Source organism: Proteus vulgaris (genome assembly GCF_016239305.1).
GTDB lineage: Bacteria > Pseudomonadota > Gammaproteobacteria > Enterobacterales > Enterobacteriaceae > Proteus > Proteus vulgaris_C.
Genome location: NZ_JAEHOQ010000005.1, coordinates 1 through 13,379 on the forward strand (window position 1 = coordinate 1; position 13,379 = coordinate 13,379).

The 13,379-nt window shown below is 38.6% G+C and carries 13 protein-coding genes; 3 read left to right on the forward strand and 10 right to left on the reverse strand.

Features of this window, described 5'->3' with window-relative positions; genetic code table 11:
* Positions 1-71 precede the first annotated feature (71 nt).
* The 4 genes from hemG to pepQ are packed head-to-tail and all read right to left on the reverse strand — an operon-like array spanning position 72 to position 4,054.
* The gene (gene hemG, locus JEP40_RS04670) at positions 72-602 is read right to left on the reverse strand and encodes a menaquinone-dependent protoporphyrinogen IX dehydrogenase (protein WP_198622668.1); all 531 of its coding nucleotides are present in this window, start codon (positions 600-602) and stop codon (positions 72-74) included.
* A 20-nt stretch (positions 603-622) separates the two neighbouring features.
* The gene (trkH, locus tag JEP40_RS04675) at positions 623-2,074 is read right to left on the reverse strand and encodes a Trk system potassium transporter TrkH (protein ID WP_198622669.1); all 1,452 of its coding nucleotides are present in this window, start codon (positions 2,072-2,074) and stop codon (positions 623-625) included.
* Between the two features lie 25 nt (positions 2,075-2,099).
* On the reverse strand, positions 2,100-2,720 hold the full coding sequence (locus JEP40_RS04680; protein WP_198622670.1) for an IMPACT family protein: 621 nt from the start codon (positions 2,718-2,720) through the stop codon (positions 2,100-2,102).
* Complete coding sequence (gene pepQ, locus JEP40_RS04685) at positions 2,720-4,054, reverse strand: Xaa-Pro dipeptidase (protein ID WP_198622671.1); 1,335 nt, start codon at positions 4,052-4,054, stop codon at positions 2,720-2,722. Before pepQ ends, JEP40_RS04680 begins: the two co-directional genes overlap by 1 nt.
* Positions 4,055-4,321: 267 nt before the next feature.
* Between pepQ and fadB the strand changes: the two genes are divergently transcribed.
* Entirely contained in the window at positions 4,322-6,502 is a 2,181-nt protein-coding gene (gene fadB / locus JEP40_RS04690) for a fatty acid oxidation complex subunit alpha FadB (RefSeq protein ID WP_198622672.1), read from the forward strand.
* A gap of 11 nt (positions 6,503-6,513) precedes the next feature.
* Complete coding sequence (fadA, locus tag JEP40_RS04695; protein WP_198622673.1) at positions 6,514-7,677, forward strand: acetyl-CoA C-acyltransferase FadA; 1,164 nt, start codon at positions 6,514-6,516, stop codon at positions 7,675-7,677.
* A 143-nt stretch (positions 7,678-7,820) separates the two neighbouring features.
* On the opposite strand, the gene fre is transcribed toward fadA, so the two are convergent.
* The 3 genes from fre to pepE all read right to left on the reverse strand — a co-directional run bounded on the left by fre (position 7,821) and on the right by pepE (position 10,852).
* The gene (gene fre, locus JEP40_RS04700; RefSeq protein ID WP_198622674.1) at positions 7,821-8,522 is read right to left on the reverse strand and encodes an NAD(P)H-flavin reductase; all 702 of its coding nucleotides are present in this window, start codon (positions 8,520-8,522) and stop codon (positions 7,821-7,823) included.
* Between the two features lie 15 nt (positions 8,523-8,537).
* Positions 8,538-10,007 (reverse strand): 4-hydroxy-3-polyprenylbenzoate decarboxylase, encoded by a 1,470-nt coding sequence (gene ubiD, locus JEP40_RS04705; RefSeq protein WP_198622785.1) that lies wholly within the window; start codon positions 10,005-10,007, stop codon positions 8,538-8,540.
* 119 nt (positions 10,008-10,126) lie between these two features.
* A complete protein-coding gene (gene pepE, locus JEP40_RS04710; RefSeq protein WP_023583493.1) occupies positions 10,127-10,852 on the reverse strand; it encodes a dipeptidase PepE in 726 nt (241 codons plus the stop codon).
* A gap of 287 nt (positions 10,853-11,139) precedes the next feature.
* Between pepE and rfaH the strand changes: the two genes are divergently transcribed.
* Positions 11,140-11,640: a transcription/translation regulatory transformer protein RfaH gene (gene rfaH, locus JEP40_RS04715; protein WP_198622675.1), complete on the forward strand. Its 501-nt coding sequence runs from the start codon at positions 11,140-11,142 to the stop codon at positions 11,638-11,640.
* A 63-nt stretch (positions 11,641-11,703) separates the two neighbouring features.
* On the opposite strand, the gene tatC is transcribed toward rfaH, so the two are convergent.
* From tatC to tatA, 3 genes are read right to left on the reverse strand one after another with little or no spacing between them, the layout of a single operon-like run.
* Positions 11,704-12,492: a Sec-independent protein translocase subunit TatC gene (gene tatC, locus JEP40_RS04720; protein WP_109408600.1), complete on the reverse strand. Its 789-nt coding sequence runs from the start codon at positions 12,490-12,492 to the stop codon at positions 11,704-11,706.
* Between the two features lie 3 nt (positions 12,493-12,495).
* Entirely contained in the window at positions 12,496-13,014 is a 519-nt protein-coding gene (tatB, locus tag JEP40_RS04725; protein ID WP_198622676.1) for a Sec-independent protein translocase protein TatB, read from the reverse strand.
* A gap of 3 nt (positions 13,015-13,017) precedes the next feature.
* Positions 13,018-13,287 (reverse strand): twin-arginine translocase TatA/TatE family subunit, encoded by a 270-nt coding sequence (tatA, locus tag JEP40_RS04730; RefSeq protein ID WP_109372600.1) that lies wholly within the window; start codon positions 13,285-13,287, stop codon positions 13,018-13,020.
* Positions 13,288-13,379: the final 92 nt, after the last annotated feature.

A 13,379-nucleotide genomic window follows, 5' to 3' on the forward strand; every position in this document is an offset into this window, starting at 1 on the left:
TTTAAAAATAATTTTTCGTTCGTTCAAAACACCATCAAGACGTATAAAAACCCAACAATAGAGGCGAAACATCACTCAATCTTGGCAAAATAAGAAGCAAATTCACTTACTTTATTCCAATCCGTATATTCAATTTCTTTTGTAGGATCAGTTTCACCTTTAGTCATCTTCATAATTAACTGGATCATAACTCTATCAATCCATTTATAACGAGGATAAAAAAGTGCACCAGCAAATACACCTGTTAACGTTGGCTTCCATGGAGTCTTATCTAGAAACTTACGCATATAAGCATTCGTCTCAGGTGTATTCTTTTCTGCTTTTCTTGCAGTAAGATTAACGCCAAAGAATGCGGACGGCATACTATTCAATTGTGCAAGATGACGAGTGATAAATTTATCAAGAGCTTTATTAAAGTAACCATAGCGAATAGAAGCACCCACTAAAACTTTATTATAAGCAGATAAATTTAAACTCTGCTGAACAGTGGTTAAATCTCTCACATCACATTCATAACCGTGTTGTCTTAATTCATTCGCGATTTGTGTCATTATCTTTTTAGTTTGACCATCAGTACTACAATACAACAATAGCGCGCTCATACATCACTCCTTGTATTAGATTAATCACGCCAAAACGTTGGGGTAAATAAAACTAATAATGTGAAAACTTCTAGTCGTCCAAATAACATTGTTACGACGAGTATCCATTTTGCAGCCGGATTCATTGTCGTAAAGTTATCAGCGACAATACCTAATCCAGGACCAAGATTATTTAATGTTGTTGCAATAGCAGAAAATGCAGAGAACTCATCAACTCCCGTCGCAATCAACAACATTAAGCTAATAATAAATACCAAAGCATAAGCAGAGAAAAATCCCCAGACTGCTTCAATAATACGTTCAGGTAATGCTCGATGACCAAGTTTGATGGTGTAAACTGCATTTGGGTGAACAAGGCGTTTTAATTCACGATTCCCTTGTAAGAATAAAAGTAAAATACGGATCACTTTTAATCCCCCCCCCGTTGATCCCGCACACCCACCAATAAAAGCAGAGCATAATAATAGAAGAGGTAGAAACGCTGGCCATTGTGCAAAACTGTCTGTTGCAAAACCAGCCGTTGTCGCCATAGAGACAACTTGAAAAAAGGCCTGATTTATGGTTATCCATTCTGAATCATATACAGAATAAAACCAAAGAATACCGCTACAGATAATGACTAATCCCACTTGAATTGAGATAAACATACGAAACTCAGGATCACGCCAATAAATATTAAGGCTTCTTCCTGTTAATACAGCAAAGTGCAAGCCAAAGTTACAACCAGAAATTAAAAGAAATACACCAATAATAATGTTAATGGTTGGGCTATTAAAATAACCAATACTGGCATCGTGAGTAGAGAAACCACCAATTGCAATTGTTGAAAAGCTATGAGAGATAGCATCAAACACATCCATGCCTGCAATCCATAACGCTAAAGCACAAATAATTGTAAGCAATACATAAATAAGCCACAGCGCTTTTGCTGTTTCTGCAATTCGAGGCCGCATTTTATTATCTTTCAATGGCCCCGGCATTTCTGCACGATAGAGTTGCATTCCCCCAACACCTAAAAGTGGAAGAATAGCGACAGCTAATACAATGATCCCCATCCCCCCTAGCCATTGAAGCATTTGTCGATAAAACAAAATAGCTTTAGGTAAGGAGTCTAGTCCTACTAAGGTTGTAGCCCCTGTCGTAGTAAGCCCAGAAAAAGATTCAAAAAATGCATCTGTAATAGAAAGGTGAGGTTGCTCAGAAAAAATAAACGGTAATGCCCCCACACTACCCAATACAGTCCAAAATAAAACCACAATGAGAAAGCCCTCTTTGGGTTTTAGTTCACTTTTCTTATGTCGGTTGGGGATCCATAGCATTAACCCAATGATCAATGCGACAATAAATGTTTGGCTAAATGCTCGTCCGGCACCATCTCGGTATATTAACGCGACAATACCAGGAATGATCATCGTGACAGAAAATAAGATAACGAGCAGTCCGACAATACGGGTTATTGAACGAAAATGCATTTAGCGATTTCCTTGGTAGCAAAGATTATTCATTTTTATCTAACGGGATTAATTGCATACTGCCACGACTCATATCGCGTAGTTTAACTTCCACTTCACCACTATGTACTGCCGGCAATGAAAGGATAAATGTGACTTTATCAGTATATTCACTTGAGAGCACTTGCCCTTCATATTGTTCAACGACTTGTTCAAGTAATGAAACAAGTGAATATTCACACTCCACACAAAAGTGCAATTGTGGCACTTTTGTTTTTGTGGATAATATTTTTAATGCCTGCTGAACACCACTACCATAAGCACGAACCAACCCACCTGTTCCTAATTTGATCCCGCCAAAATACCGAACAACCACTGCAGTTACTTCTCCCATTCCACTTCCTAAAAGGGGAGCAAGAATAGGTTTTCCCGCAGTGCCTGTTGGTTCACCATCATCAGAAAATCCTAATTGTTGCGAATCATCTGGCCTACCAGCAACAAAAGCCCAACAGTGATGTCGAGCATCAGGAAATTGCTCTTTGATAGACTGAATATAAGCTTTAGCTGCATCAATGCCCTCAGTGTGAGCAATAAATGTAATAAAACGGCTTTTCTTTATTTCTTCACTGAACTCTACAGTTTCAGCAGGGATCAAATACGCTTTCATCAGGCTAGGTGTAAGTCTCTGGTCATATTTTCAATTTTGTTATCATGGATAATAATATTATCTTCAATACGAATGCCACCAAAGGGTTTGAAGTGTTCAATCTGCTTCCAATTAAAATGAGTGCTGTATTTCCCTTCTTTCCAAGGCTCTAATAAAGAATCGATAAAGTAAAATCCAGGTTCAATTGTTAATACCATGCCGGGTTCAACAATACGTGTACAACGTAAGAATGGATACATAGCAGGCGCTGCTAAATGAGTTCCTTTATCATCTTGCATAAAGCCAGCAGCATCATGAACTTGCAGACCTAAAGCATGCCCTAAACCATGAGGTAAAAATGGGGTCGTTAAGCCAGCACTCACCATCTCTTCTTCACTAACACCTTTAACAATATCGTATTTATTAAGTAATCCAGCAATACGTTGATGCATTTGAACATGGTATTCCGTGTAACGCACACCCGCTTTCATCGTTGCGATTAGCGCTTGTTGTGCATCATTCATATCTTTAACTAAAGACGTAAATTCATGATTTTCTTTGGCACTATAAGTACGAGTTATATCAGCGGCATAACCATTATATTCTGCACCAGCGTCAATAAGGAAACTACGGTATTCATCTGGTGATTCATGGTCTAATTTTGTGTAATGCAACACAGCAGCATGTTCATTTAATGCAACAATATTGCCATAAGGTACATCGGTATCACGATGACCTGTTGCCATTAAATACGCCATATTAATATCAAATTCACTTAATCCCGCTTGGAAAGCTTCGCGTGCAGCAATATGTCCATTCACTGCCATTTTCTGCGCTTCACGCATACAGGCTAATTCATAACCTGTTTTATAAGCACGATAGTAATGATAATAATTAAGAAGAGATTGATTATTAATATTATCAATACTCACGCCTAATGATCCAGCTCGTTGCGTATTTGGGCCAATATAAGCAGTATTCTTATTAATATAAGGAGCAAGTTCTTTTTGAATATCATCAACATTTTTGAGATGAATTAACTCAATTTCATGCGTCCAATAGCTACTTGGTAGGGCTTCAACACTATGCCAATAATCAACTGGAGAATAAAACCATAATTTTGGTTTATTAACACCATCAACTAATAACCAGCAATGAGGTACATCAGTCACAGGTACCCATGCTTTAAAATGTGCGTTAACTTTAAAAGGATAATCACTGTCATCAAGAAAAATACGAATAGGCTCACCAGAATGAATTAATACGGAATCAAGATGGTGTCTGGATAAAGCATCACGCGTACGATTTTGTAGAGTTTTGATATGTTCTTGGTACAAAGAGAGCAATTTTTCCATTATTAATTACCTTATCTTATTCATTGTTAATGATTCAGCTTAACACGCCAACTCTTTTAGTGGCTAACACCATAACAAAAATAGATTATTAGCGATTTATCTCACTTATTTTTATCAAATAGAGCAACAACATAAAATTCAATAAGTTAAATAATTTCACTGTGATCCTCCTTGCAGTTTTTTAATCAATTATTTGCATTTATTTAACATTGTATTCACACTCTTATTATCTGGTCATACCAGTCTATACTTTTAGGGAGAATACAAATGCTCTATCAAAGCGAAAATATTCAAGTCGATTGGGTGAAACAAGGTATTGTTGAACTCGTTTTTAACGCCAAAGGCTCTATTAATAAATTAGATACCAAAACAGTTGCGATGCTAAGCGAAGCTTTAACCGTATTAGAAGCAACACAAGATCTAAAAGGTGTTATTTTACGTTCTGAAAAACCTGCCTTTATTGTCGGTGCTGACATCACTGAGTTTCTATCCCTATTTGATGCCCCTGAAGAAGAATTGACTCAGTGGCTACACTTTTCTAACCAAATCTTTAGTCGACTCGAAGATTTACCCGTCCCCACTGTTTCTGCTATCAATGGTTATGCACTTGGTGGGGGCTGTGAATGTGTACTTGCTACCGATTTCCGTATTGCATCCCCTGATTTACGTATTGGTCTTCCGGAAACTAAACTTGGGATCATGCCCGGCTTTGGTGGTTCAGTACGCCTTCCTCGTTTAATTGGTGTCGATAATGCATTAGAAATTATTACTGCAGGTAAAGATGTTGATGCTCAAACTGCACTTCAAAATGGATTGATCCAAGCTATTGTTCCACTGGAAAAATTAAAAGAGAGTGCTCTTTCTCTAATAGAGCAAGCGATTGATGGTGAGATTGATTGGAAGGTAGCACGTCACCCAAAAACAGCACCATTAAGACTGACAGAACTTGAACATAAGATGTCTTTTGGTGTGGCTAAAGGCATGGTGATGAAAGTAGCTGGTTCTCATTATCCAGCCCCTATTACCGCAGTTAAGACTATAGAAAAAGCAGCATTTCTAAATAGAGATGAAGCACTCGCCCTTGAAACTGAAAGTTTTGTCAAACTCACACGCACTGATGTTGCAAAAGCCTTAGTTGGTATTTTTCTCAATGATCAATATGTCAAAAATATTACAAAAAAACGGCATGCAGAATTACCTAAACAAGCTGCTGTATTAGGTGCGGGCATTATGGGCGGTGGAATTTCCTACCAATCAGCCTTAAAAGGTATTCCGGTTATTATGAAAGATATTAACCAAAAATCCCTTGAACTAGGTATGAATGAAGCGTTAAGCCTATTACAAAAACGTCAAGAGAAAGGTCGTATGACCGCTGTTGATATGGCGAAAACACTCGCCTCTATTCAACCAACATTAAATTACGCATCTGTAAGCGATGTAGATATTGTGGTTGAGGCGGTTGTTGAAAACCCAAAAGTAAAAGCAACTGTACTTGCAGAAACAGAAGCACTATTAGCAGATAACGCGATCCTTGCTTCTAATACCTCAACCATTCCTATTTCATTACTCGCAAAATCCTTAAAACGCCCAGAAAATTTCTGTGGTATGCATTTCTTTAATCCTGTTCATCGCATGCCTTTAGTGGAAATTATTAAAGGTGAAAAAACCAGTGAAGAAACCATTAATCGTATTGTTAGTTATGCAAGCAAAATGGGCAAAACACCGATTATTGTTAATGATTGCCCTGGCTTCTTTGTAAATCGAGTTCTCTTCCCTTATTTTGCGGGATTCTCTCTATTGCTAAGAGACGGTGCTGATTTTATTGCTGTTGATAAGGTGATGGAAAAAGTATTTGGTTGGCCAATGGGTCCAGCTTATTTACTTGATGTTGTGGGTATTGATACTGCCAATCATGCTCAAGCAGTTATGGCCCAAGGCTTCCCTGACAGAATGGGAACAATTGAACGCGATACTATTGCACTGTTATATGAACAACAGCGATATGGGCAAAAGAATAATCACGGTTTCTATAATTACACAGTTGATAAACGAGGTAAAAAACAGAAATCAGTTGATGGACAAATTCAAACACTCATTCAACAAAATGTGGGTAAAACACAAGAGTTTAGCCAAGACACGATTATTGCTCGCATGATGCTCCCAATGATCAATGAAGTTATTCGTTGTTTAGATGAAGGGATTATTGCTTCCCCCGCCGAAGCTGATATTGCACTAGTATATGGCCTAGGATTTCCCCCTTTCCGTGGTGGTATATTCCGTTACCTTGATACTATTGGAACAGCGAAATTTGTTGCAGATGCACAACAATATGCGTCCTTAGGACCTCTCTATCAAATCCCTGAAAGCTTAAAACAGAAAGCGCAACACAACGAAACCTATTATCCAAAACCCGCAAAAGTAGATGTTAACATCAGAGAACTCGCTTAAGGAGAGATGAAATGGAAAAGGTTGTCATAATTGATGGTATTCGTACTCCTATGGGACGCTCTAAGGGTGGTGCTTTTCGCCATGTTAGAGCAGAAAATCTCTCTGCTCACCTGATGCAAGCACTACTAAAACGTAATCCCAATATTAATCCTAATGATATTGGCGATGTAATTTGGGGTTGTGTACAGCAAACCTTAGAACAAGGTTTCAATATTGCACGTAATGCTGCGTTATTAGCCGAACTTCCACATAAAGTGCCAGCGGTCACGGTTAATCGCTTATGTGGTTCATCAATGCAAGCATTACATGATGGCACTCGCCAAATTATGCTTGGTGATAGCCAAGTCGCATTAATTGGTGGGGTTGAACATATGGGTCATGTACCAATGACTTATAATGCAGATTTTAATCCCTCTCTTAATCTTTCTGTTGCTAAAGCCTCATTTTCCATGGGTTTAACCGCAGAAATGTTAGCTAAATCATTCCAAATTTCGCGCGAAGACCAAGATAAATTTGCTTATCGTTCTCACCATTTAGCAGCTCTTGCAACACAACAAGGCTATTTTGATAATGAGATAGTGGCTATCAATGGTCATGATGCAACGGGTAATTTCATCAATATCAAAAATGACGAAGTTATTCGTTATAACCCAAGCCTTGATGATTTGGCACAATTAAAACCTGTATTTGATCCTGCAACTGGCTCTGTAACAGCAGGCAATTCATCTGCGGTTTCTGATGGTGCATCTGCGATGTTTATCACCAGTGAACGTTATGCTAAAGAGCACAACTTAAAGCCTCGAGCTGTTATTCGTGCTATGGCTGTTACAGGGTGTGATCCCGCAATTATGGGTTATGGTCCTGTTCCTGCCACAGAAATTGCATTGAAGAAAGCAGGGTTAACACTCGGTGATATTGATATTTTTGAACTCAATGAAGCTTTTGCAGCACAATCATTAGCCTGTATGAAGAAAATGAATTTGCTAGAAAGTCTAGATGACAAGATTAATTTAAACGGTGGTGCTATTGCCTTAGGACACCCTTTAGGTTGTTCAGGTTCACGTATAACAACCTCGTTACTCAATATTATGGAGCGTAAAGATGCACAATTTGGCTTAGCCACAATGTGTATTGGATTAGGGCAAGGTATTGCAACGATTATAGAACGTGTTTAATGCGATATTCTGTATATCCACGTTCTTATCGTTAGAAAGGTATTCTTTTCGATTGCATGGTTAAAAACCATTTTCCCGCCGTCAGGGGCGGGTTTTTTTATGGTTTTAAAAACAAAATCGACAAGAACGTAGTAAAAACGTTATCAAATAAATTCAAACGCATCACTAAATAAACGTGTTTTATCTGCATTACGTTCATTACAAAAGCGATCTCTGGCTATTTTTGCCATTTCAAAACGTCCCGCAATGTAAATATCATATTCTGATAAATCACCGAAATCTTCACTTATTGCAGTTAATACCGTACCTTTTCTACCCCGCCAAGTCTCATCTGGTTGTTCAACCACTGGGACAACCGTTAAAGAAGGGTGCAACTCTGATAATTGTTGTAATTCATTGAGATCATAGAGATGAATGCTTTCTCTTCCCCCCCAATAAATTGTAATAGGTCTCTGGGGATTTTCAGCTAATGCCGCCAATAAAATTGAATGGGTATAAGAAAACCCTGTACCGCCAGCAATTAATAGTAGAGGACGCTGACTCTCTTTTTTAAACCATGCGTTCCCATGAGGAATATCAATGGTGAGTTGCTGTTTTTCCAATATCACATCAAGCACAGCCATCGCATAAAGATTAAGTTCAGACGCACCAATATGAAGTTCAATAAAGTCTTTATTTTCAGGTATAGATGCAATAGAAAAAGGACGTTTATCACGTTCATCCATAACGGCTAAAAGATATTGCCCAGCCTGAAAATCAAATTCGCCATCGGGTAATAGCCTTACACGATAAACCGTCTCTGTCATCGGCTCAACAAGTGAGACTTTACAATTCAGTATTGCCATGTTGTTCCTCTGTTATTATTTAAGAATATCAAGCTGTTCCCAAATAGTATCGACTCGTTGCTTGACTTCATCAGACATCACAATAGGTCTACCCCATTCTCTATCTGTCTCACCTGGCCATTTGTTGGTCGCATCAAGACCCATTTTTGATCCTAATCCTGAAACAGGTGAAGCAAAGTCGAGATAATCAATAGGCGTATTTTCCATCATAATGGTATCTCTCGCAGGATCCATTCTGGTTGTAATTGCCCAAATCACATCTTTCCAATCTCTTGCATTGACATCATCATCGCAAACAATCACAAATTTGGTGTACATAAATTGCCGCAAATAGGACCAAACTCCCATCATTACGCGTTTAGCATGACCCGCATACTGCTTCTTCATAGTCACAACGGCTAAACGATATGAACACCCTTCAGGAGGTAGATAAAAATCTACAATTTCAGGAAACTGTTTTTGTAGTATTGGAACAAGCACTTCATTGAGTGCAACACCTAATACTGCTGGTTCATCAGGTGGGCGCCCTGTATAGGTGGAGTGATAAATTGCATCTTTACGGCGCGTCAAATGCGTAATGGTAAACACAGGGAAAGAATCAATTTCATTATAATATCCTGTGTGATCACCATAGGGTCCTTCTGGAGCTAATTCTCCGGGTTCAATGTAACCTTCAAGGATAATTTCAGCACTTGCAGGCACTTCAAGATCATTTGAAAGACATTTTACCACTTCCGATTTATTACCCCGTAATAAACCAGCAAATGCATATTCAGATAATGTATCTGGAACTGGTGTTACAGCACCTAAAATAGTGGCAGGATCTGCCCCTAATGCGACAGAAACTGGGAAGCGTTCACCAGGATGTTTTTGACACCATTCTTGAAAATCTAACGCACCACCACGATGCGATAACCAGCGCATAATCACTTTATTTTTCCCCAGCACTTGCTGGCGATAAATACCCAGATTTTGGCGCTCCTTAAATGGGCCACGAGTCACCGTTAATCCCCAAGTAATTAAAGGTGCTGCATCTTCAGGCCAACAATGCATAACAGGGATCTTCGTTAAATCAACATCATCACCAGTTAAAACCACTTCCTGACAAGGTGCTTTACTCAAGCGCTTCGTTGGCATATTTAAAACTTGCTTAAACTTGGGCAACTTATCAAAAAGATCACGAAAACCTTTCGGTGGATCGGGTTCTTTTAGAAATGCTAATAGCTTGCCGACTTCATGCAAAGCTTTAACATCATCTTGCCCCATTCCCATTGCCACACGCTCTGGTGTACCGAATAAGTTACAAAGCACTGGCATATCAAATCCTTTGGGATTTTCAAACAACAGCGCTGGCCCACCGGCACGTAAAGTTCTGTCCGCTATTTCGGTCATTTCAAGGTAGGGATCTATTTCAAAGGTGATACGTTTTAATTCACCTTTTTCTTCTAATAATGAAAGGAAATCTCTTAAATCGCGGTATTTCATCATAATCTTACGAGCCAGTGAGTGAAAGAAAAGAGGGCAATGCCCTCTTTGAGACGCTATAAGCTAAACGCATAACTCACTAAAATGCAATGCTTTTTATTTGATAGCGTTTACTATACTTATAAACAACGGAATGGAACCCACTCTGAAAGCAATTTAGTATCAAACTGTTCAGGGAATGTTTTTCCATGTTGGAAGATTTTAAAACCTTCATTTTTAGCACTATAATAATGTAATTCTTCACCCTGAATATATAAGTAACTCCCTTCACGAATAGCCACAACAATCTCTTCAGGGTTGATAGCACAAAATTCAGCAATACGCTCATCGCGTGTTTCACCCATATGGCCACTAATAGAAGCATCAATGTAATGTGGGTTAATTTGAACAGGGAACAAGCCGAGTGATGGCATAATAACAGAGGAACGTACTGGCATATCATTGGTTGTGCGAATTGTCGGGGTTGCAACGTTACAACCTGCGCTCCATCCAATATAAGGAATATTACGTTCACGGACAGCACGTTGAATAGGAACAACTAATCCTTTTTCATGCAGCATTTGGTTTAATAACCAAGTATTACCACCGCTAACTAAAATACATTCCGCATTATTGATTGCATCAACTTCTGAATCGAAATGCTCAATACAAGTCACTTCAATACCTAACACTTCTGATAAATCACGAGCACGTTGGTCATGATCAGAACGAATAACAGCATAGGCAATTAATACAGCAGAACGAATACCACGTTTTTTGATCATGCTATCGATATTATCTTTCGCATAACTTAACCATCGTGGATCCCCGGCAATTTTTCCGTTACTTAATAAAAAAACTTCCATTACAGAACCTCTTTATAATTATGAATAAAATTCTAAGATAATTATCTTGAAAGCTTTTTCTTGTTTTTACCATCATTTTTTTGTCAACTTGTTACCTCTATCTGAGATCCAATTGAAAGTAACAAAAACACCTCCTTTTATTGCGTATGAACACAGCTTTTCTGTTCTTTTTCCAGTATAAAATCGCGTTAGGTTATTTTTATTTAAACCCAATAGATGGCTGTTACCTTAATTATAAATTTGCTATTATCACTTAAATTAAAATTAACTAACTTATTGTCTCTATTATGAAAAAATGGCACTTGCTGTATTGTAAACGAGGCCAAATTCCTCGCGCTATCGAACACTTAGAACGTCAGCAAGTGGGCTGTTTTACACCGATGGTTACCATAGAAAAAATAGTAAGAGGAAAACGTACCGCAGTAACCGAGCCTCTTTTTCCTAATTACCTTTTTATCGAGTTTGATCCTGAAGTGATCCATACTACGACCATTAACTCAACGCGTGGAGTGAGCTCGTTTGTTCGCTTTGGGCAATATCCTGTCACCGTTCCTCAAGATGTGATTGATACATTGCAAATACCTCAACTTTCATCGATGACATATAGCGAAGAAAATGTACCTCATAGTGGAGATAGCGTATTGATTACAGAAGGTATTTTCCAAGGGATACAAGCAATATATCAAGAGCCTGATGGTGAAGCTCGCTCAATTTTGCTTTTAAACATATTAAACAACGAAGTGAAAAAATCAGTGAGTAATAAAGAATTTAAAAAAGAGTCACCCTAGAAAAAGTTAACCCAGCTATTGCTGGGTTAATATCATATGATTTCAGAAAACTTGTTCCTAAAACTATTTTTGCTGCTCTGTTTCAGCTTCCGCCTCTGCTTCCTCAGCTTCTTCTTCAGGTGTTTTTCTTCTTCCGTTACCCACATAAAAACGCGATACCATGACACCAATTTCAAACAGTAAGTACATAGGTATTGCTAGTAAGGTTTGAGAGAAAACATCTGGTGGCGTCAATACCATACCAACGACAAAGGCACCCACAAGAATATAAGGACGTTTTTTCTTTAATGCTTCTGGTGTTGTTACACCACTCCAGCACAGTAAGATAATCGCAATAGGTACTTCAAATGCCGCACCAAACGCCATAAAGAGAGTCATGACGAAACTGAGATATTTACTGATATCTGGAATAAAGTTAACCCCTTCTGGGGTTGTATTAACAAAGAAGCCAAATGCAAGAGGGAACACAACAAAATAAGCAAACGCCATACCGAGATAGAATAATACCGTACTTGAAACAAGTAACGGCAACATTAGGCGACGTTCGTGTTTATACAATGCTGGTGCGATAAAAGCCCATACCTGATAAAGGATAACAGGTACAGAAGCAAAAACGGATACCATTATTGTCAATTTAATCGGAGTCAAAAACGTAGAGGCAACATCTGTCGCACTCATATTTGACCCTTGCGGCAACTTATCAAGTAATGGCGCCGAGACTAATTGATAGATATCGTTAGAAAAATAAACCAGCCCTAAAAAAACCACTAAAACAGAAACCAAGCTATACATCAAACGCTTGCGTAGTTCTATTAAATGGCTGATCAGCGGTTGGGTATCATTTACTGCCATGTTTTAATGCTCACCATTGACCTGATCAGTTGTTTTTTTCTCTATTGTTACTGTTTTAGTAACAGGAACTTCTGTCTTTGTAATACTTTCTGCCACAACAGGTTTATGGCTGTTAGCATCATCATTAACTTCATCAGCTTCAGCAAGCGCGGCAAGATCAGAAGGTGAAGGTTCCGTAGAGTCGGTTTTTACAGACTGCTCTGTTGTTGAGTCTGGCGTTGAAGGTGTTTGATAAGTCTGCTTTAAAGACTGAGCAGCCTCTTTTAACTCATCCATAGACGCTTTTAACTCTGGCGATAACGTTTGTAAATTTGCTTTCTCTTCAACTTTCTTCAAACTCTCTTGGAGCTCTTGAAGCTTGAGTTCTTGAGTCAGCTCATTTTGTACATTCGCAGCCAAAGAGCGTAGCGCCCTTACCCAGCCAGCAATTGTTTTTACTGCTACGGGCAAACGTTCTGGCCCCAGAAAAACAAGACCAATCACCATGACCAATAGCAGCTGACTAAAACCAATGTCAAACACGGTTTACACCTGCTCTTTGTTTTTGCTCTCAGTTGTAGACTTCTCTTCTGTTGAAGTCTTCTGCGCTAAATTTTTAGTATCAAAATCTGCGTCGTTATTTGTTTTTTCAGCGTTGTTGGTGTCTTTATCTGCAGTTTCATCACCAATCGCTTTTTTGAAGCCTTTTACTGAAGCACCTAAATCTGAGCCCAATGTGCGCAGTTTATTTGTACCAAATAATAAGACAACGATGACAGCGATGATGAGTAATTGCCAAATGCTAATACCGCCCATTTTATGTTCCTCAACTATTTTCGGGGTTATACTTAATAACAGTGCCCATTATATACAACGAATTCAATTTTCGGGAATCTCGAATTCATCTT